The following is a 20,608-nucleotide window of genomic DNA, read 5'->3' on the forward strand; positions in this document are numbered from 1 at the left end:
CATGAGGGTTCGCTCGCACGACTCCAATGGATCTCGCGCGAACGGCCTCACTAGTCGGTGGTATGCATCCGGCCTGTCGAATTGGGAAACCCCATCGTAATGGTGGTCCCCTCGCCCAACATGGACTCGATCCGCAGGCACCCACCGAAAGACTGCATGATGCGGTTGCAAAAGATCATGCCCATGCCGTGCCCGCCGGCGCCGGCGTAAGTGGTCACGGGGTCCAGCAGCAGACGCGCCTTGATCTCCGGTGCAATGCCGGGGCCGTTGTCGCGCATACGGATCTCGGGCTCGGGGTTGTCCACCACTTCGAGGTGCAGCGCAGGCGCGGTCGCACCGTCGAGCGCACGCAGCGCGTTGGACAGCAGTGAAGACAGGACGAGCGCCACGCAATTGGGCATCGCGCGCACGACAAAATCCCCCTGCACGTCGACCTGTATCCAGTCGCGCTGCGACGCGACGAACGGATAGGTATCGAGCAACGTGGCGATCAACCGCGTCGCTTTGACCTCGCGAATCCCGGCCTCCGAGGCGGACTGCTGGCCCCCGCTTTTGTGCACCGTCTCCCAGAACGACGAGATCAGCGTCAGGCAATACTGCGCGTTATTCAGCATCGATCTTGCCGCGTGACCGATCTCCCTTTGACGCTCCGGATCGTATTGCTCGCCGACATCGGTTTCGACGGAGCGCGCAAACAGCGAGATGGTTGCCAACGGCGTATTCAACTCGTGCGCGAGGAACGCCAGCGTCTCATCCATCGCCAGTAGCCGCTGTTGACGCGTTTCCCGCTCTGCGTAGCGCGCGATCGCCAGTTGCAGGACTTCGCGCACCTTTTCCGTTCGCAGCGGCTTTTCGAGGATACGGAATACGTCGCCGGTATTGACCGTCTGCAACAGCATGTCCTTGTCCGCATACGCTGTCACGAGTATCCGCACGATTTGCGGATACTCCTGCGCCACCTGACGCAGCAGGTCGTCGCCATCACGACCCGGCATGCGGTAATCGGTCACCAGTACGGCAATCTCAGCGCCGTGCTGGCTCAGCACGGCAATCGCCTCGTCAGCGCTGCGCGCGACGTGCACGCAATAGTCCGCACGGATCGCGCGTGCGAAGTGGTTGCGCGACATCTCCTCGTCATCGACGAAGAGGATGGAAAACGGTGGCTGCGTGGTGTCACTCATTGCGTTCTCAGCGGATCGCGGCAGGTCGAAATTGAACCGGGCCAACTTTGCGGGTGATAAAAACGGTGTTCGCCAGGATCATAACTAAAGCTTGGCCGGATAGGGGTTCCGGTTACTCAGCGATTTGCAGCAGAACCGAATGATCGACTCCGCTGCGACCCGCAAGCGGCCCGGTAAGCATTCGCCAGAGTCCTCGGAATAAACGCGAAAGATCGGGCGTTCTGTACAGGCAATGACGAACGTCGAGGACGCGGCCGTCGCGGGCAACTCGAGGCCCGATGCCGCAGCCGGTTCCTGAGCGCGTTCGGAACACTACCACGAGCGCCGTGCGACGCATGTCCTGTGGCCCGGCACTGATTTACAAATCATCCGACGATCAGGAATCAACATGCGTACACTTGCAACCGCGCTTTCCATCGCAGCAGTCGCGGCATCCGGTCTCGCCGCGTGTGGCGGCAATTCGGACTCCAATACACCGCCGGCATCGTCTGCCGGCACGTTCAGGGAAACCGTTCTCGTCTCGGACGGCAGCGTCGCCGCGCCGAACATCGATCCCAATCTGAAGAACGGCTCGGGCGTAGCGTTCAATCCGACCGGCGCCTTCTGGGTAGCGGACAACAACACGCAGAAGTCGACACTCTATGACGGCAACGGCGTGGTGTTTGTGACAAGAAGCGTCGAGTTCGGCGCAACGGGCACGGCGTTTTCTATCGCGGCGCCGAAACCGGGCGTGGCCTGAACAAGGACAACCGCGCCCTGCACGCACGGCAGCATCGCGCGCCGATCACGCGGGAGAACTAACCAAGGTCGGGCCGGACGATATCGCTGCTGGCGAACATCGCATTGACATCGCCGTTGGAGATCTGTCGAGCAATCGTCCGCAGGTCGCCGGAATCCGGTTTGCCGATTAGCGCGTAGGAAAGTTCGTTCTGTCGCCACGACACGACGGTCATGCCGTTCATCTGCCGTTGCGCGATCGGCTGATCCGGCCGCGAATCCTTCATCACGCAGAGCGCGACGGGCGTGCCGTGGTCGGGCAGATAAACGATCTGGATGAGCGGCTTGCCGTTGTAGCGCAAACGCTCGACCGACTTGAACGACAGTCCGGCCGGCCGTAGATCCGGCACGCGCAAACGGATGCCGTCGACCTTGCGGATCGCATCGACTGTATCGGCCGACACGACGGGATCGGGCGAGACATTCGCGACCGTCTCGCGCGTGTACATTTGTTGATAATCCGCCGCGACGCTGATCCACGGCCGGGTGTTTCCGGCGGCGACCAGCGCCGCACGGTTGCCGAACGCGCCTAACCACCCGGCGCCGAGTTGCTGCACGAGGCCCGCGCAGAACGCGCCCGCAACGAAAGCCGCAGCGAGCCACCAACGCCGATGCGAGCGCGGCGCCGGCTGCGCGGCCAGATGATCGGCCCGCTGGCTGGCGGTGCTCGCCATCGCCTCGATTCGACGCCGAAGTTCGTCCGGCAGCGGCGGCAGCTTCTGCGTCGCGAATGCCTCGCGATACGGCAGGCGCGACGCCCGCAACAATTCGACGCTTTCCCGCAGATCGGGCGACTCGGCCAGCGCCTCTTTGACCGATGCCGCTTCGGAAGCGCTGAGTTCGCCGTCAGCATACGCGATCAGTTGGCTGTCGTCGGGTTTCATTGAACGATAAGGCTAAAAGGACAGAGGCGTGGTCGCTCTATGTGGATGACGTTCGGGCCGGAACGAACCCTCGTTCGCCCGCCGACCTTTATGATAACCGCAGTTCCACCTTCTTCGCAGGTAGCGTTTAAACCGGACCGCATTCACGCCACATCGCGTGCGCTTGCCGGCCCTCGGAATCCGCCGCGCCGTCGGCCAGCGCACGCAATCGTCTGCAGAGCGAACGGATCGGATCGGCGACGAATTGCGGCCGCGACGGCGTTCAGTGCCCATTCGCCAAAGCGGCCGCCTCTTCCCACGTGCGGCGCTCGAGCGACACGTGGTACGTGGACGATCGCGCGGCGAGCAGTGGATCGGAGGATGGCGCAATGCCGGCCGGCAGGATCGTCGGGTCGAACACGATATCGCGGCACGGCCCGTCGATCTGCGTCTGCGCGCGCTCGATGACGAAGGTGCCCGCGTCGATCCGTGGCCGGCTCGGCGAGTTCGCCCATTGCCGGGTCGAGTCGTCGATCGAGTCGCCGGGCATCGCGACGTTCAGCACCAGATGCCAGCGCAACGGGCCGGTCGCGAGCTGCCTCATCAGATCGTAAGACAGGAAGTCCGGATCGCGCCGCTTGCGCGCATCGACCGGACGATACGGAAGGTCCGGCACCACCTCCCAGCGCACGAAGCGATGCACGCCGTGCGCGTCGGTCATCCGGAACGCGCTGATGCCGTAATACGTCGCGTTGTCGTAGCGGGACGACGGCAGGTGCTGATCGAGATATCGATCAAACGCGCGGACCTCCGGATGGCTGTCCAGAAACGCCTGCATTTTCTCCGGGTCCGGCCGACCCGTTTGGGGATCCCGCGCATCCGCATTCAGTTGCTCGAACAACGCCTGCGGCGTGCGCACCGCGAAGATCGGCACGGAGTTCATCGCAATGCGCCAGTCCTCGCCGTGCGGTAGCACAGTGCGCAGCGCGAAACTGCGTACCGCGCCCGCGCCATCGTCCTGTCCGGGATCGCCGCCGGGTATCGACAGCCGTCCGACGAGCGGATAGCGACCGGGCGCAAACACGCTCGCGCGCGACACCAACTCGCCATTTCCGTTGCTTTCGAAGTGTCCGGTCACGCAGATGCCTTTCGCGTGATTGCGCCGAAAACCCGGATGCGGCGTGGTCGTCGCCTCGAACGCATCGACGATGCGCGGCGCGCTCGGCCGCGGCGAAAACCAGCCGGCGCACCAGACGAACAGTGCGGCGATCGTCGCGGGTATGGCGAGCACAACGACCCAGCGCAGCCCCAGATCAAACCTCTGAGAGCGCGGCGGCAACCCGCGCGAGCGCTCGAACTTCATCAGGACTGCGTGACGGACCAGCGAAGCCCGCAGCGAGGCGGCATCGGCCTTGCAAACCGATGCGGATCAGGACGGGGCACTGCAGCGTGATTAGCTCGGCACATGATTGATCGTTGACGGTCGGATCAGGTCCGATGGGCGTTGTCACCGGCGTCGTTGTCGTTGTCACTGATGGTGGCCGATACCTGGCCGTTGAAGAGCCGCTTGCCGAGCGCGTCCAGATCGACGGCGCCGGGCTCGCCGATCAGCGCGTAGCCGAGCTGCCCGCGACGCCATGCAACCACGGCCATTCCGCCGACGCTAGCGGTCGACGGCGCCGCATCGGCCTTCACCTCCTGCAGCACGCACAGCGCGACCGGCTTGCCCTGCTCCGGCAGATAGACGATCTGCACGAGCGGTTTGTCGTGAAAGCGCAGGCGCTGAACGCGCTTGAACGTGAGGCCCTGGCTGCGCAGATCGGGAATCTGCACAGCGAGATTGTCGATGTTGCGGATGTCGGCGACAGTGCTGGCCGTCACGCGCAAGTCGGGTTGCAACTGTGCAATCGTATCGCGCGAGTAAAGCTGCTGATAGCCGGCTGCCGCCTTGATCCACGGCGCCATTCTGGAATCGTTCGAAGCCGTGATGAACCCGCCCCTGCCACCGGTCATTTGCGGCACCAGGTACAGCGCGAGTCCGCAGCAGAACGCGCCCGCGACGAACGCCACCGCGAGCTTCGGCCATGTCAGCCGCGGCAGCGATCGAGCGCGTGGCTTTAGCCGATGCACGTTATCGCCGGGGTATTGCCCGGCTGCGCCGTCGACGCTGGAATCGGCAACGTCTGCGGCGCGCTGCGCGGACGCGCCCGAGAGGTGTTGGCGGATCAGCTCATCGACACTTCGGCTCAGGGATTCAGGCACCGGCGGCAGCGACTGCTGGTCGAACGCTTCCATATACGAGAGTTGCGACGCACGCAGCATCGACACGCGCAACGCAATCTCGTCGGATTCGCGGATCGCCTTCTCGACTTGCGCGCACTCGTCCGTCGACAACTCGCCGTCGACGTAGGCCAACAGGCTGGCGTCATCGATCTTCATCGCGTTGCTCGCTGGGTTCTGGCCGACCGTGCCGCCGGCGCATCGCGGTCGCCGAATTGCGCGCCGATAGTCTGCCTCGCGCGGGACAGCCGGCTCATGATCGTGCCGATCGGCACGCCGAGCACCTCAGCCGCCTCGGAATAGCTCAAGCCCTCGACCGCGACCAGCAACATGACGATCCGTTGCGCTTCGGGCAGACGCTCGACGGCGGCGATGACCTCACTGCTCATCAGGGTCGCTTCCGGATTACGCGCACCGGGATCAGCCACGGTCTCGAGGAAGTTGTCGTCCCATTCCATGCTCGAACGAGTGCGCACGTTGCGCGCACGCAGTTCGTTGATCCAGGTCGAATGAACGATGGAGAACATCCAGCTCAGCGGCGAGGTGCCAGGCTGCAATTGATGGGCGCGTTCGAGCCCCCGTATGCAGGCACGCTGGAGTACATCCTCGGCGTCGTGCTGGTTCCCGCACAGGCGCAGAGAGAACGCCCAAAGCCGCGGCAGCATGCCCGGCAGAAGACTGGGCAAATTCTCGACATCTGCTGTTGACATGATTGACTGGCTGAAAGCAGGGTTGCCGGCCGGCGTGCCGGCCGAAAACTGGCCGTTACTGCGGGGTGAAGAAATTCGCAAATTGTACAGCGGACGTCAAACGTTTGCCGATGCACGCAAGCACGGTTTTCCGCCAAAAATAAGCCGTTTTCGTCGCAGCCGCAAGCACGGATACGTCGTGGCATCGGCGCGATCCGCCGTCGTGCCGGATGCTGCGCAGAACCGGAAAAATTGTAAGCAAATGCTAGCGATGCCCATACTTCAAGTAGGGCTAACTAAACAAGGTGATTCCCGGAACTAAACAATCCGGCCGGAGAGTTTCAATTAGCCGCTTCCAGCATCGGCATCGATGCACAAGTGATCGACAGGAACCGCACCGTTACGCAATAACGCACGGAATAATTATCTGTTGCCAGTTGTTCTGCTGTACGAGGGCGCTTGTGCACGTATCGCCGGTGATCCGGTACAAATCGGCAGCGCGTCGACTATCTCCCAGCCCATCATGAGCCAATCAGACACGACCGATCCCCTGCTCGCCCCGATCGATGGTCCGACACCGAGCGGCCCGAACCTCGAATACGATCCGGCCTTCACCGAGCTCGAGCAGATCGCGATGCCGACACCCGAGCGCGCGATGGGTGACAGCTTGAAGGCCGCGCAGGAGCCCGACTGGGACAAGGTCGCGAGCGCCGCCGAGGCGCTGCTCGCCCGCACCAAGGACCTGCGCGTCGCCGTCCACCTGATTGCGGCTCGAACGCGCAGGCACGGCCTCTCCGGATGGGCCGCGGGCCTTGGCCTCGTGCGCGGCCTGCTCGAACAGTACTGGGACGACGTGCACCCGCAACTGGATGCCGACGACGACAACGACCCGACCGCCCGCGCGAACGCGGTGATGCCGCTCGCCGATCCACAAAGCGCACTAGGCTATTTCCGGATCGCGCCATTCGTGCAGTCGCCGCGGCTCGGCCGTTTTTCGCTGCGCGATCTGCGCGTCGCGACGGGCGCGATCACCGCGCCGCCATCGGCGGACAGCACGCCGGCTCCGACACTCGTCGATCTCGAAGCGTGCTGCATGGATTGCCCCGACGATCAGTTGCCCGCGTCAGCCGCGATGCTGGCCGACGCGCACGCGCATGCGCAAGCCATCATCGCGCTGCTGCGGGAAAAACTGGGCACGGCGAGCCCTGACATGAGCCACCTGTCCGGCGATATCGAGGAGCTGAAGAAGTTCGTCGATGCGCAACTGCTCCGGCGCTTCCCTGATCGGCTCGAAGCAAGCGCCGCCGCCGAAGTCGCCGTGCGGGACAGCGACGCTCACCCATCGAGCCCGGCGCTCCAGCAGGCACACGGCAAGATCGCGGACCACCATGACGTGATCCGCCGACTCGACGAGATCTGTGAGTATTACGAACGAATTGAACCTTCGAGCCCACTACCGGTTCTGCTCAGGCGGGCACGGCGTTTGGTCGGCAAAAGCTTCGCCGAAGTGCTGAAGGACATCGCGCCGGGCGCACTGCCGGAATTTCAGACACTGTCCGGGTCGGATAGCGAATAAGTGCTTCACGGATCGCCGCGTCACACCACGGCAGTCGCGGCACCACAGTCCGTCAGGCAGTCATCAAGAACCAGCAGACGGCGGCGGCGCCCGCAACGACACCGAGCACCACCACGCACACGGTGGCCAAGCGTGAGCTGACCCGACGGCCACGCGGCGCGGCCACTTCCGCTTTGCCGGCAGCGTGCCGCGGCACCGTCGTGCCCGCCGACAGCGTGACACCCGCCGGCAGCGCGCGCCGTACGGTATCGCTGCCGTTGCATCCGCTTGCGTCGCATAGCGATTCGAGCAATTGACGCCGGCGTCGCCGGTACTCGTCGCGTTCGATACTGCACAGCCGGTGCATTTCATCAAGCACGCGCAATGCGTCGTTGACCTGCTGCTCGCGCACGCTCATCTCCCTTCCCTCATCGGGCGCGGCCATATCCGTCGCGGCGTTGCGCGTGGCAACGCGCTTCGAGCCGCACGATCACGGCCGAAAGGTTGTCGCGGGCGCGACGTGCGAGCGAGAGCGCAAACAGCCGGTCGACCAGTTGCTGCGGGCTGTGCGGCTCGCGACACGCGTTTGCCAGTTCGTCGTCGCTCAGTTCCTTGTTGATCCCGTCCGAGCACAGCAGGAACTGCATGCCGGGACGGTTGCCGGCCACCACCCAGTCGACGAACAACGTCTCCTCGACGCCGACGGCCCGGGTCAGCACGCCCGCGCTCGCGGCCGGTGCCGGCTGCGCCCCGTAATGGGTGATGTCCACCGGCTGGCCCTGCACGTGATCGCGCGTGAGCTGAATCAGCGCGCCGTCTTCGTGGACGTAGACGCGGCTGTCGCCGACCCAGCCGCACAGCATGAACGCCGGGGCGTGCACCAGCAGCGCGACGGTCGAGCCGATCACGTCGACCTGCTGCGCGATGGCGGCGGCGCGCAGCTCGGCGTTCACCTGCTGCAGGCTGTCCTCGATCGCGGCGATGAAGTCGTTCACGTCGCCGCCGCGAGTCAGCGCGCCCAGCCGCTCGACAATCAGCGTGCTCGCGTAATCGCCCGCCGCATGGCCGCCGAGCCCGTCGGCGACGACCCACAGGCCGAGATCGTCGCGAACCAGGATCGCATCCTCGTTGCGACGGCGCACGTTGCCCATCTCGGTACGGCCGGCGCAGCGGTAGAGCGTCGTCATGGCTGGACTTCCACGACCGCGAGCGGCCATTGTGCGGACGGCCTGCCGAGCCCGGCGCGGATCGCGAGATGCGCGCGCGCGTCGTCGCATGTCGTGAGCGCGAGCGCTTCGGCAAGACAGTCGGGTGGAAGCTGCGTGAGTTCGCGCGTGGCGAGCAGCAGCAGGCGGTCGCCGGGGGCGAGCCGGAGCGTCGCTTCATCGCAATCCGGTCCGCCGGCCGTGCCGATGCCGGGCATGTTCAGCCACGCGTCGCCGAACAGCAGATCTTCGAATTCGCCGCCGGCGCCCGCCGCGCGTTCGACGAACGGCGCCTGCAACTGCCCGCGCCGCCAGTGCCATAGCACCGCAGCGCCGACCCGCAGCAAATGGGCGTACGTGCCGTCGAAGCGCACGACGATCGCCACGCCGTTTTCGTTCGCAGTCCCGGGCGCATCGTGGCTCGCGCCACGCAGACGCGCGTGCAGCGACATCAGGCCGACCCGCAGGCTGACGGGATCCGGCGCGCTCGCCGCCACCGTCTCGCGGATGCCCCGCGCGGCCGCGCGGCGTGCGTCGTACGGGCCGTCGTCGGCGCTCAGGACCAGCATGCGGCCGTTGTCGAGCCACAGCATCGTGTCGCCGGCCTCCGCCGTGTCTTGCGCCGTGTCTTGCGCCGTGCGCGAACCGTCGAACCACGATGCGCCATCCACGCTCGCCACCGTGACGTCGCCGCGCGCGGGGTCCGTCGCATCGATGCGCGACGCCGTGAGCGTGGCCGTCAGCGGGTCGCCAGTCGAATGCTCGCGCCATTTGTCTGACGCGGCACGTCCGCGAGGCGCGTCGTCCGCGAGCCAGTCGCTTCGTATCGTCTGCGTCGCATCGTGCGACGGCGGCGCCACGGACGGCAGGCCGCCGGCGCTACGCTCACCGAATCCGTCGGCCAATCCATCGGCAACTTCGACCTCGTCGTACCGTTGCGCCCGGAGCGCATCGAGCAGCGCCGCATGGCTGCGCGGCAATCCACGCGTCGCCAGCAGGCGCGCCGCCCCCTCGGTCCACCACAGACACCAGGGCCCCGGCCGCAAGCAAAGTTGCCGCCACGCCTCGGTCAGTATCACGCCGGCGGCCGCGCCGCCGGGCATCTCCAGTTGCCACTGCCCGCTGTCCCACGGCAGCCCGCGCCAGAACGCGGACAGGTCGCTCGCGTCGGCCAGCGGATGAGGCAGTGCCGCGACTCCCGCATCGAACGTCTCGACGCCGACCGGCTCGTGCTGTGCACTCCGATAAACGCATTCGAGCGCGTCGAACCACGCGTCCTGGCCGAAGATTCGCGCGACGTCGCCGTCACACGGCGTCGCGAGCACCATCGGAAACGCGCGGCCCAGCCGGTCGACGGCCGGCCCGGTCAAGCCGCACCACGAGCCGTTGCCGCACACCTGCGGCGGCAGCACGAAACGCCATGCCGTACCGTGCCGCCATTCGGCAGTCCAGCGCTCACCCATTTCGCGGCGGCCGGTGTCGACCGCGCGCTGGAAATGACGGTCCCAGCCATCGACGAAGTCAGACGGCAGCCGGCGCCGGACGAAGTCGCCCGCGCCTGGCAGCTTGCCATAAAAGCCGACGACGCCGCTCATCGCGGACACCTGAAACGCCGCACTTCATCGTTGAGGAACGGATTGCGGAGGCTCGCCGGCTGGATCGGCAGCTTGACCGCACGGCCGTCGAAAACGAAGCTCGCGAGATAGCGCTGCTCACCCTGCTTCTGCAGGCGCCCCGCGTCGAGCGCATGGAAGAACGCCCAGTCGCCGTCGAATCGCAGCGGTGCGCCGACCGGATGGTTGGAGCCGTCGAACGCGCTGACCACCACGTGGCCGGGTTGCGGACCGGGCCATGTCATCGCGGCGCCCGACGCGCCATTCGCCGAGGAGTCGTATTTCTGCCCGTCGATCTCGACGACGACCCGCACGATCGACGGATCGAGCTGCGGCGCGAGCAGCGTGAAGCCGACCTGGACCTGCGCGCCATTGCGCAAGAAGATCTGGCGGATATCGTCGGCAACCTGCGCCCCGGCCAGCACCTGGTCCGGTCCCGGCGGCATGCCGGGCTTCCAGCGCCATGTGCGGCCGCCCGTATCGACCCGCTGCGCGAGCGTCGACTTGAAGAAACTGTCGAACCGTCCGCCGTTGCCGAACAGTTCGGCGAAGTTCTGCACCGGAATGTCCGACGCGCCGCGTGGCGCGAACGGATAGCGGCCGTCGACAAAGTTCGCGCAGTCGTTGCCCGCGGCAGCACGAAACTTGTCGGCCAGCGCCGCGCTGCCGCCGCCCGCGACCAGATCCGCGCTCTTGCCGGTGAGGCCGGAGATCAGTCCCGCCACTTGCGGCGGCAGTTGCCCCGCTTCCTGGCGCGCGGCGAGCAACGCGGGATTGTTCTGCGCGGCGGGATCGCTCAGGTCGTTCATCGTCAGCAGGGTCTTGCCAAGCTGGTCGAGTACGCCGATGGTGTGGTCGAGCGGCGTCGAGCCCGGCGTCCCGATGCTCAGCTGGTCGATCGGCGCGAAATGCTCCTCGATCGCGGCACCCGGCTGACGGGTGCCCGCCGCATTCGCCGCATTCGCATTCCCCACGCCACGCGTGATGCCGTAAGGCAGCGGTGCGCCGGAGTTGCGCAATTCACGGGCGAGGTGCGTGTTCAGCGCGCGCCGCGCGACGACGTTCTCGCCGACCGTCTTCGCCTGCGCCGTCACCGCATCGACAGCGGACGCGCCGCCGGCGCTTGCCGGGCCACGCAAGAGATCGCTCGTGTTGTCGCGGACCAGATTGAGCAGCGCTTTCAGCGGCGAACTCGGTCCGGACAGTTTCGCGGCGAGCGCGCTCGCGTCCTGAATGTTCGCGACCGGCTGCAGTTGCAGATCGGCGAGCAACGCATCCCAGCTCTTGATGTAGTCCTGCTCGTACAGCGTCAGCACCTGCTGCTCATAGCGCGAACGCGCAAGCGGATCGACGCGGCCGGTATCGAACACCCAGTAGTCTTTCACGAAGCGATCGACCGACTGGCCGAGCCCGCCGTCGACCTCGAACGCGAAATACGGCCGCGTGAACAGCACCGGCAGCGGCTGCGACAGCGGCGCCCCGCTCGTGCGGCGGAACACATTGCCGAGCAGTCCCAACGATTCGTCGAGGCGCACCGGCGAGGTGCCCGAGCGCCCGGCTTCGAGCTGCACGCTGCCGTAGATCAGCGTGGCGAGATCCGCGGTCTTCAGCGTCGCGCGCGCCTGGTCGACCAGCGCATTGTCGAGCGACAGCGCACGCGGTTTCTGCGGATCGCCGACCCGCGCCGAGAAGTGCTTGTCGAGCGCCTTGCTGATCGCCGGATCCTGCGGGAACAATCGTTGCCACTCGAGGCGCGCGAGCGCGGCGAGTTCGCCCGGATCCAGATGCTGCGGCTCGCCGAGCATCAGATAGCCCTTCAGATAGTCGTACAGCGACTGCGGATCGCTCGCGCTCGCGCTGAGGCCTTCGCGAAAGCGCACGCCGATGCCCGGCAGCAACGTAGTGTCGAGTTCGCGCAGGTACGCGCCGTGCGCCTGTGCGAACAGCGCATGCCCCTGGAACAGGCCGAAGCGCATCAGCAACGGCACATGATCGCGGTACTGGCCCGCGACATCCTGCGTAGCGGAGATCACCTCGAGCCGTGCCAGCGCCCGCGCGAAATACGACTTGACGTCCGGCACGCCGGCCAGGGTATCGGCGCCCGGCAGATCCTTGAGCGCGCCCTGCACGTCGGCGACGAACCCGCGGTTGCGCGCGTAGCTGGTCGCGAAGCCGGCCACCAGCAGCACCGTGACCAGTGCCATGCCCGCATAGGCGGCCGCCTGGATCAGCAGCTTCTGCCGTTCGAGCCGCGGATTCGTGCCGGCGAGGCCCGACTCGCGGAACAGCACTTCCTTCAGCAACCGTTCGACGAAGTAGGTGTGCCGCTGCCCGGCGCCGACCTGCACCCGCGCCGCATCGACGCCGAAGGTGCGCGCGACCGCGCTCAACATCCGGTCGATCGGCGCGCCTTCCTGTGTGCCGGAACTCAGATACGCGCCGCGCAAGAGCGGCGGCGTGCCGTACTCGTGAGGTCCGAACGCGCCTTCGACGAACTGCCGGGCGATCTCGCGGAACGCGCCGAGCTGCTGCGGGAAGCTGAGCACAGCCGCGCGCCGGCTGCGGTCACGCTCGGCGTGCAGACGCTCGATCAGCCGCGTATTGAGCCGCTCGAGCAGCAGGTCGTATTCGCCCGCGAACCGGCTGCACGCGCTGCCGTCGAGGCTGGCGTCGAGCGGGAACGTGATGCCCCAGACCTGGCTGCGCAGTTCCGGCCCGAGATCGTCGAAGAATTCGCCGAAGCCCGCGACCAGGTCGCACTTCGTGAACACGAGATAGACGGGCACCGCGACCTTCAGATGCTGCGTGATCTCGTCGAGGCGCCGGCGCACCGTGCGGATGTGCTGCTGACGCGCGTCGTCGTCGAACGTCAGCAGATCGGACACGCTCATCGTCACGATCACGCCATTCAGCGGCCGGCGCTTGCGATAGCGGCGCAGCAGCGTCAGGAACGACTGCCATGCCGACGCGTCGACGATCGCGTCGGAATCCTGCGTGGTGTAGCGGCCGGCGGTATCGAGAAACACCGCCTCGTCGGTAAACCACCAGTCGCAGTCGCGCGTGCCGCCGATGCCGCGCAGCGCTTCCTTGCCGAAGCGCTCCGACAGCGGGAAGTCGAGGCCGGAGTTTTGCAGCAGCGTGCTCTTGCCCGATCCGGGCGGGCCGATTACGACGTACCACGGCAGCGCGTACAGATTGCGGCCGTTACGGCGCGTCTTGCGCAACATGTCGATCGCCTCGCGAAAGCGCTGCTGAAGTTGCGCACGCTCGGCGCTGCCCGGTTCCTCGGCGGCGAGCTGCGCTTCCTGCCCGGCGAGAGCGCCGGACAGCCGCGCGGTCTTGCGCTGCGCGCGCCATTGCAGGAGCTGCATGACGAGCAGCCAGACCAGCACCATCGCGAAGATCAGCGCGAGCCGGGCCGCTGGGCTAGCAAGCGGCTGCCGGTCGGCAATGCCGAGGTACGGGCCGCCGAGCCAGATCAGCGCCGCGACCAGCAACAGCCCGATCGCGATTGCGAACCACCGGGACTTCACCCAGGTTTTCAGCGTGTTCATGGGTTCAGTTCTCCGGGATGTACAGGATTTCCACACGCCGGTTGCGCGCCCGGTTGGCCGGCAGGCTCGGCGGGGTCGCGATCGGCTGCGACGAGCCGGCGCCATTCGCCTCGAGCCGGCGCGGATCGTCGAGCCCCTGCGCGAGGATCGCCAGCGTGTTCTGCGCGCGTGCCGTCGACAGTTCGAAGTTGTCCTTGAATTTCAGCGAATGCACCGGCTGGTCGTCGGTATGGCCGACGACGATCACGCGCCCCTGCACCTGGTTCAGCGCCGCAGCGACACGGCGCAGCAGCGGGATCTCGTCGGGCCCGAGGTCGGCTCCGCCGGACGGGAACAGCGCGCTCGCGGCGAGACGCACGGTGTCGCGGCCGTCGGCTTGCTCGTCGACGCCCAGCGCGCCGGACTGTTCGAGCGGCGCGAGCAACTGCTTCAGACTCTTGCGCGCGGCCTTCGGCGCGACCGCGCTCTGCGGCGGTGGCGCGCTCTCGAGGCCGATCGCGGCGAGCTGTGCGCTGACGGGCTCCGTCAGCGCATTGAGCCGCGTGAAGAAGTACAAGAACGCGCCGAGCACGATCACGGCCGACGCGGCGAGCGCGACCCACAGCGGCACATGGCGCATCACCGGATTGCGGCGATCCTCGACGCCGCGCCAGTGCGGCGCGAGCTCGGCGGCGGGCGCTTCGCGCAGCCCGCGGATGCGGCGATACAGATCGTCCTGGATGTCGGCGAGACGGCCCAGGCCACCCGGCTCGACGAGATAGCGGCCGCCGAAACCCAGCGCGAGGCAGATGTACATCATTTCGATCAGATCGAGATGACGCGAGAAATCGACGCTCAGGCGATCGAGGATCTGGAAGAACTTCGCGCCGCCGTAGGTCTCCCCATGGAACGTGACGAGCAGCGTCTTCTGCGCCCAGCCGCTCAGATCACCCCACGGCGCGTTGTTCACGGCCTCGTCGAGCATCGTGCACAGCACGTAGCGCGCGGCCATGACGGTCTGCGTGTTGATGCCCGCGTTCTGCGCGTGGCGCTCGAAGCTGTGCACCTGCGCGACTGCCTGCTCGCGCAGCCGGGCGACGTCGGCGGGCGACGCCACACTGTGCCGCAACTGCACGGTCAGCAGCAGCAACGGATTGGCCGCGCGCACGAGCGGGTTCGCCACGCCGCTCATGAAGTCGGCTAGCTCGGCGCGCCGCGCCGAACGTGCGGAAGGCGCAGCAGGCGAAGGTTGTGCGAAGCCGGTCGACGGCGTACGCGGCGGCACGCGCGGTGGCCCGAGATGGGTCGCGCCGTCGGCGCCCGCGCTCCCTTGCGGCCGCAGCACGGTCGCGTCGATGCGCGGCGTCGGATCGTCGTTGCGATGGCTGGTACTCATGTGCGTACCGCCCAGAATTGCAGGTCGAGCCCGGCGAAGCCGCTACCGAAGTGCATCGCGATGCCGCCGGACGTCTTCAGCATTCGCCACATCGACGAGTTGCGGTCGCACTCGAAGTAGAGGAAGCCGGACGTGTAGGGCAACTGGCGCGGCGCGACCGCCATCGGCGACACGCCGATGCCCGGCAGTTGCAGGTTCACGAGATCGCGGATCTTCTCGACCGGACCGATCTTCGACTGCGTCGGCAACTGCCGGCGCATGTCTTCGGCCTTCATGTCGGCCTTCGCCGCGAGCACGAACGTCGCCGTGTCGAGCAGCGTCGGATCGGGCACCACGCCGACCCACACGCCGTACTTGCGCTGCTGCAGCGGAATCGGCACCGCGCTCTGCTCGAGCACCGCGCTGAGCGCGATCCGCAACGCGGCGATCACCGGCTCGAAGCTCTCGCGCAGCGCCGTGTGCCGATATGGCGGGAACGTCTGCGCGCGCTTGCCCGGTGCGGTGAACGTCGCCAGTTCGCCGGCCAGTTCGAGCAGCAGCCGGTACAGCGCTTCCGGATGCAGCAGCGGCGCCTCGGCGAGATGCGCGACGAGCGGCTGATAGCGGTTGATCACCTGCAGCATCAGGAAGTCGGCGATCTCGGCCGCGCCGCCGCGATCGGTCTCGGCGACACGGCCAGCGAGCGCCTCGCCGCGCTGGTGCAGCAGGCCGAGCAGTTCGGACAGGAAGGTCACGAGACGGCCGGCGGCCTCGGTGTGCAGCGCGGTGGGCATGAAGCCTTCGTCGAGGATCACGCGCCGGTCCGCCCGGCATTCGATCACACGCGCGACAGGAATCCGCACCAGGCCTTCGGCCGGTTGCGACTCGGGCAGCAGCCGCGTGCTCATGCCCGCCACCTCGAGCGCGGTGAGCCCCTCCATGCTGCCGGACGCGTCGCGCACGTCGGTTTCACGAACCCGATAGCGGAACATCTGCTCGGCGCCGGAATCGGCCCATGCACTGTCGGGCTGCGTCGACGAGCGCAGCGGCAAGCTCAGGTGAACAACCTGGTCGCGCCAGTTCGAATCGATGTCGAGCGGCGGCGGCAGCGGATCGTCGCCGGGCATCGCGAACGGCGTGCCGTCGGGGAACACGCCCCGTGCGCGTTTGATGCCAAGCTTGCCGATCGCCAGCAGGTCGGTTTCGAGCTCCAGCTGCTGGAAGCCCCACGCATACGGGCGCAGTCCGCCGGCACGCAACTCCACGTAGCGCTCGAAGTAGCGTTCCTGCTGCTGCATGTGCTGCGGCCTCAGAAACAGGCCTTCGCTCCAGATGACTTTGTTGCTATGGGTCATGTTCGTACGTCGATCAAGGTTCTCTATGCGTCGTCCGGCTGCTGGACGACGGGCGTTCGCGATGGTCAGTTGCGACGGCGTTTCAGCCGCGCTAGCTGTTCCTCGTAGGCGCGCGCGAATTCGTCGCCGAACAGGCGCTGGAAGCATTCGTCGGGATGCCTGGTGAGCGCGTCGAACTGCGCCTTGTAGCGCTCCCAGTGGCGCGGTCGGCCGCCAAGCGGCAAGCGTCGCACGCTGCCTTCGGACTCTTCGATGCGCGCCGGATCGAAATGCGCGAGCAGCGACTGGAATGCGGAGCGCACGCCGGCCAGCATCGCCATCTGGTGATTGCGGATGTCGTCGGCGGCGTCGTGGAGCGCCGCGCTGCCCGACAAAAAGCCGTTGTCCGGCGGCGCGAACAGCTTCCTGACCGCTTCCTGCGCGGTCGGCGCGAACTTCAGCGGGTTGTTCTCCGAGCGCTGGATCAGCGTGGCGGGCAGCCGGAAGCTGTTCTTCAGTTCCGCCCGTGCGCGCAGCACGTCCATCATCGCGTCCACGGCGATATGGAACATTTCGGTCAACTCCGGCGACGCGGTGCCGGCGGACGACGCCGGCTGCACGGCGGCGGTGGACTCGGCCGCGGCCGCCGAGCTGGCGACTGACGGTGCCGGCGCCGGCGTCGAAACCGGCATCGACGTCGGCCCCGGCGGCCGCTGTGAACCGGGCACCGGCGCGACCCGGATCGCGGGCGCCTCGTGCGGCGGGGGATGTGGCTGTACCGCCGCGGACGACTCGGACGCCGAGGCGCCCGGCTGCGAAGCTGGCGAAGCTGGCGAAGCTGGCGAAGCTGGCGAAACTGGCGAAACTGGCGAAGCTGGCGAAGCTGGCGAAGCTGGCGAAGCTCGCGCGAGCAGCGAGTCGCCCCGCTGCGGCTCGGGACGCGGTGCAACCCGGCTGCCGCTCACGTCCCAATCGTCCGGCAGCAGCGGGCCGCTCGCGCGCACCGCTTCGATCTGCGGCGGCCGGAAGCGGTCGGACACGGCCGGCGTGTGGTTCCAACCCTGCGCGGGCGGCGCGGGCGGCGCCGCCTCGTCGAAATACGACGACGGCGCATCGAACAGCGCGAGCGGATCGAGACTCGCGCCCGGCGCCGCCGCATCGGTCGCGCCGGGGATCAATCCTGCGGCATGGCCCGCGTCGCCCGCGCCGGTCTGCGCATCGGTCCGCCGGGGCGCCAGCAACAGGCTCAGATCGAGTGGATCGATGTTCTGCGCGGTTGCCGGCGCGGGCGCCAATGCGGAGACCGGCGCGGGCGGCGGCATCGCGGACCGGCCGCTGTCCGGCGAGGCATCCGATAGCGTCGCCGTGTCGCCGCTCAGACGCACACCGATCTCGAATGTGTCGATCTGCAGACGGTCGCCGTGCTTCAGCGCGGCGGGGTCGCCCCTGCGCAGCGATGCGCCGTTCAGCAGCATGCCGTTGGTGCTGCGGTCTTCGATGAAGTACAGGCCGTTCAGGTAGCGCACGAGCGCGTGCAGGCGCGACACGCCTTCCGCGCCGAGTACCCAGTCGCACTCGTCGGAGCGGCCGATGCTGCCGTCGCGACAATCGAATCTCTGCTCGCGCCGGCCGTCGAAACGCCCGGCCCGTTCGCCCTGCACCGACAGGATCAGACTCGGCGCGCTGCTCATTTGAACCCTCCGTCGATACCGTTAGGGACGCCGAGCAGGCCCAGCGCGTCGCGCACGAAGTCGGTGCGGCGCACGTCCAGTTGCGCGGGAATCAGCGCGGCCATGTAGGTCACGGCCGCCATTGCCGCGATCGCGGTCAGATGCTCTGGCGGCGGGGTCGGCTGCTGATGCCGCGGATTCAGGTTGCCGCCCGTCCAGCCGGCGGCAGCGGCGGCCCATGCGCCGATGGTCCGGTAGCGGTGCGCGTTTGCAAACGACGCCGCGGCCTGCCGATGCGCTTCGCCGGGATCGCGCACCCACGTTTCGGCCAGCGCGAGGCCCGCGTGGTCGTGCTCGCCGAGCGTCTGCCGGCTGCCGCACTGGCACACCCACGCCACCGCGTAGCGGCGCGGCAGCAGCCGCGCGAGCAGGCTCAGCGCGTCGGCCGTCAGGCCGTCGTCGAGCAGGGTCTGGACAGCCGCATGGGGGTCCATCGCCGGCCGCAGGCGGGCATTCGCCGGCGCGGAAAGCCGCATCTGCCGGGCGGCGTCGAGGATCGTGCTCATAGGATCATCGGCGCCGCGCCGCCGAGTACCGCGGTGGCCGTGCCGATCAACTGCAGGTTGGTCGATTGGACCAGGCAGTCCGCCTCGGACAGGATCTCCATCGCCGCGATCGAACTCATGTTCAGATTGGCCTTCGAGTTGATCTCCATCGCGAGGCCCGAGCTCATCGTCACGTTCAGGTCGCCGTTGATCGTGAGGTTGGTGCCCTGGATCGCGATCTCGCCGGAGCTCTTCATCGTGATGCTCGCGAGCCCGGTGACGAGCTTGATCTGGTCACCGGCAGTCAGCGTGTAGTTGCGCGCGACCTGCACGTCATGGTCGTGCCCGGACTCCTCGCGCAGATCCCGCTGCGCATGGATCAGCACCTGCTCGCCGCCCTGCTTGTCCTCGAAACGAATCTCGTTGTAGTCCTCGCTGCCGCCGCCTGCGTGGCTGCGGCTCTTCACGCCGCTCTGCGTCTTGTTGTCGGGCAGGCTGTACGGCGGCATGTTGTCCGCGTTGTAGACACTGCCGATAATCAGCGGCCGGTCCGGATTGCCGTCGAGAAAGCTGACGACCACCTCCTGCCCGACGCGCGGAATGAACTGTGCGCCCCAGCGCTTGCCGGCCCACATCTGCGCGACGCGCACGGGGCACGAGTTCTGCGCGTTCGGCTTGCCAGGGCGGCTCCAGAAGAAGGTGACCTGCACGCGGCCGTACTTGTCCACCGCGATGTCCTCCGGCGTGTCGCCGTAGATCACCGCGGTCTGCAGGCCGGCGATCACCGGGCGCGGCGTCACCGGCATCGTGCGAAACGGCTGGCGGCTGCGGATCACCTTGAACGCGCAGCGAAACGGCTCCTCGCCGTCGTCCGCGCCGCCGCCCGTCACGTAGTCGGGCTCGACGAGCCGCATCTCGGTCTCGATCACCAGATATTCCTGGTTCGCGTCGGGAAGCGGGAAATCCTTCAACCTGAATAGGGCGCCGGTTGCGAGGCCGCACGCGTCGGTGTGGCCGGCGCTCGTCAGCAGCGGCACATTCAGCGCGTCCGCACGCGCCTGTGCATAGCGCTGTCCGTCCGGCAGCCGCTGGTCGTAGCCGACGTACTCATACGGGTAATCGTAGATGTCGAGGCCGCCGACGTTGTGCGCATCGTCCTTGTCGGTCAGCTCCTCGGTCGCGAGCAGTGACGCCTTCGGCTTCAGATAGTCGTAGTCGTCGAGCTGCACACGGGTCGTGTTTACCGTGCGCGCGGTTTTCCATTCGCTGATCGATGCCTTCATTCGCTTGCCGCGCTCGATCGGCGGTGCATACGGAATCTGCTCGAAGCTGGACACGCTCGAGTGCGCGCCGAGCGCATCGGCGAGCACCATCGTGTGCGTGCCGTCCGTGTGCGTGAAGAAGTAATAGATACCCTCCTGCTCCATCAGCCGGCTAATGAAGTCGAAGTCGCTCTCGCGGTACTGCACGCAGTAGTCGCGCGCCGGATAGCTGCCGCTCAGGCTCAATTTCACGTCGCCGTAGCCGATGTCGCCGAGCACCGACTGGATGATCTGCGGCACGCTCATGCTGCGATAGATCCGGCAGTCGCGCCGGCGTGTCGACAGCCACGGTTTCGGCACGAGCCCGAACTTGTAGACCGCATAGCGCACGTTGTCGATGTTGACGAACCCGCGCTGCTCGCCCTCGCAGACGATGCCGTTGAAATACCGCGTGTAGCCCTGCGGGCTGACGAGCTTCACCGTCATCGGGGTGCCGAGCAGCGCGCGAAGATCGACCTCGGCGTTCTTGCTGATCGCTTCGAGCTGATACGAAAACAGCCGGCCGAGCGACTCGGTCGCGGTCATGTTCGAGAACAGAAGGCTGCTGCCGAGATTGGAGGTGAGCGTGATTGCGTGAGCCATAGGATGATCTGCGAGCGTTTGTCGATGTGCATCACGACAAAGAACAGCTGGATACCCTTATCTATTCCGTCGACATGGCGGGCT

The 20,608-nt window shown here is 67.0% G+C and carries 17 protein-coding genes; 3 read left to right on the forward strand and 14 right to left on the reverse strand.

The features are described from left to right. Nucleotides 1-50: 50 nt before the first annotated feature. Complete coding sequence (locus HV744_RS00400; RefSeq protein ID WP_175147602.1) at nucleotides 51-1,181, reverse strand: hybrid sensor histidine kinase/response regulator; 1,131 nt, start codon at nucleotides 1,179-1,181, stop codon at nucleotides 51-53. Nucleotides 1,182-1,569: 388 nt separating this feature from the next. Here HV744_RS00400 and HV744_RS00405 point away from each other — a divergent pair, with 388 nt between their 5' ends. Continuing rightward, nucleotides 1,570-1,920: a hypothetical protein gene (locus HV744_RS00405; RefSeq protein ID WP_175147603.1), complete on the forward strand. Its 351-nt coding sequence runs from the start codon at nucleotides 1,570-1,572 to the stop codon at nucleotides 1,918-1,920. Nucleotides 1,921-1,978: 58 nt separating this feature from the next. On the opposite strand, the gene HV744_RS00410 is transcribed toward HV744_RS00405, so the two are convergent. The 4 genes from HV744_RS00410 to HV744_RS00425 form a co-directional block, all read right to left on the reverse strand. Then, nucleotides 1,979-2,842 (reverse strand): anti-sigma factor family protein, encoded by an 864-nt coding sequence (locus tag HV744_RS00410; protein ID WP_175147604.1) that lies wholly within the window; start codon nucleotides 2,840-2,842, stop codon nucleotides 1,979-1,981. Between the two features lie 262 nt (nucleotides 2,843-3,104). Continuing rightward, a complete protein-coding gene (locus HV744_RS00415; protein ID WP_175147605.1) occupies nucleotides 3,105-4,184 on the reverse strand; it encodes a catalase family peroxidase in 1,080 nt (359 codons plus the stop codon). A gap of 125 nt (nucleotides 4,185-4,309) precedes the next feature. Then, complete coding sequence (locus tag HV744_RS00420; RefSeq protein WP_175147606.1) at nucleotides 4,310-5,260, reverse strand: anti-sigma factor; 951 nt, start codon at nucleotides 5,258-5,260, stop codon at nucleotides 4,310-4,312. Further along, nucleotides 5,257-5,811, reverse strand: coding sequence for an RNA polymerase sigma factor (locus tag HV744_RS00425; RefSeq protein WP_175147607.1), 555 nt, complete (start codon nucleotides 5,809-5,811; stop codon nucleotides 5,257-5,259). Before HV744_RS00425 ends, HV744_RS00420 begins: the two co-directional genes overlap by 4 nt. Here HV744_RS00425 and HV744_RS00430 point away from each other — a divergent pair. Both HV744_RS00430 and tssA read left to right on the forward strand, forming a co-directional pair. Next, nucleotides 5,810-6,112 carry a hypothetical protein gene (locus HV744_RS00430; RefSeq protein ID WP_175147608.1) on the forward strand — a complete coding sequence of 101 codons (303 nt, stop codon included), beginning with the start codon at nucleotides 5,810-5,812 and terminating at the stop codon, nucleotides 6,110-6,112. The two genes, HV744_RS00425 and HV744_RS00430, sit on opposite strands and share 2 nt — an antisense overlap. A gap of 201 nt (nucleotides 6,113-6,313) precedes the next feature. Continuing rightward, nucleotides 6,314-7,366: a type VI secretion system protein TssA gene (gene tssA, locus HV744_RS00435; protein WP_175147609.1), complete on the forward strand. Its 1,053-nt coding sequence runs from the start codon at nucleotides 6,314-6,316 to the stop codon at nucleotides 7,364-7,366. A 52-nt stretch (nucleotides 7,367-7,418) separates the two neighbouring features. Here the strand turns inward: tssA and HV744_RS00440 are convergent, their stop codons facing one another. The 9 genes from HV744_RS00440 to tssI all read right to left on the reverse strand — a co-directional run bounded on the left by HV744_RS00440 (nucleotide 7,419) and on the right by tssI (nucleotide 20,524). After that, a complete protein-coding gene (locus HV744_RS00440) occupies nucleotides 7,419-7,763 on the reverse strand; it encodes a hypothetical protein (RefSeq protein WP_246278880.1) in 345 nt (114 codons plus the stop codon). A gap of 10 nt (nucleotides 7,764-7,773) precedes the next feature. Beyond that, nucleotides 7,774-8,532: a PP2C family protein-serine/threonine phosphatase gene (locus HV744_RS00445; RefSeq protein WP_175147610.1), complete on the reverse strand. Its 759-nt coding sequence runs from the start codon at nucleotides 8,530-8,532 to the stop codon at nucleotides 7,774-7,776. Then, the gene (gene tagF, locus HV744_RS00450) at nucleotides 8,529-10,145 is read right to left on the reverse strand and encodes a type VI secretion system-associated protein TagF (protein ID WP_175147611.1); all 1,617 of its coding nucleotides are present in this window, start codon (nucleotides 10,143-10,145) and stop codon (nucleotides 8,529-8,531) included. The genes HV744_RS00445 and tagF overlap by 4 nt, the downstream gene beginning before the upstream one ends. Next, on the reverse strand, nucleotides 10,142-13,717 hold the full coding sequence (tssM, locus tag HV744_RS00455; RefSeq protein WP_175147612.1) for a type VI secretion system membrane subunit TssM: 3,576 nt from the start codon (nucleotides 13,715-13,717) through the stop codon (nucleotides 10,142-10,144). The genes tagF and tssM overlap by 4 nt, the downstream gene beginning before the upstream one ends. A 4-nt stretch (nucleotides 13,718-13,721) precedes the next feature. Then, nucleotides 13,722-15,092: a type IVB secretion system protein IcmH/DotU gene (gene icmH, locus HV744_RS00460; protein WP_175147613.1), complete on the reverse strand. Its 1,371-nt coding sequence runs from the start codon at nucleotides 15,090-15,092 to the stop codon at nucleotides 13,722-13,724. Further along, nucleotides 15,089-16,426 carry a type VI secretion system baseplate subunit TssK gene (gene tssK / locus HV744_RS00465; RefSeq protein WP_175147614.1) on the reverse strand — a complete coding sequence of 446 codons (1,338 nt, stop codon included), beginning with the start codon at nucleotides 16,424-16,426 and terminating at the stop codon, nucleotides 15,089-15,091. The genes icmH and tssK overlap by 4 nt, the downstream gene beginning before the upstream one ends. 65 nt (nucleotides 16,427-16,491) lie before the next feature. Further along, entirely contained in the window at nucleotides 16,492-18,096 is a 1,605-nt protein-coding gene (gene tagH, locus HV744_RS00470; protein WP_175147615.1) for a type VI secretion system-associated FHA domain protein TagH, read from the reverse strand. Then, nucleotides 18,093-18,641 carry a DUF6931 family protein gene (locus tag HV744_RS00475; protein ID WP_175147616.1) on the reverse strand — a complete coding sequence of 183 codons (549 nt, stop codon included), beginning with the start codon at nucleotides 18,639-18,641 and terminating at the stop codon, nucleotides 18,093-18,095. Before HV744_RS00475 ends, tagH begins: the two co-directional genes overlap by 4 nt. Then, nucleotides 18,638-20,524: a type VI secretion system tip protein TssI/VgrG gene (tssI, locus tag HV744_RS00480; RefSeq protein ID WP_246278881.1), complete on the reverse strand. Its 1,887-nt coding sequence runs from the start codon at nucleotides 20,522-20,524 to the stop codon at nucleotides 18,638-18,640. The genes HV744_RS00475 and tssI overlap by 4 nt, the downstream gene beginning before the upstream one ends. Nucleotides 20,525-20,608: the final 84 nt, after the last annotated feature.

The sequence above is a fragment of the Paraburkholderia ultramafica genome (assembly GCF_902859915.1).
Classification (GTDB): domain Bacteria; phylum Pseudomonadota; class Gammaproteobacteria; order Burkholderiales; family Burkholderiaceae; genus Paraburkholderia; species Paraburkholderia ultramafica.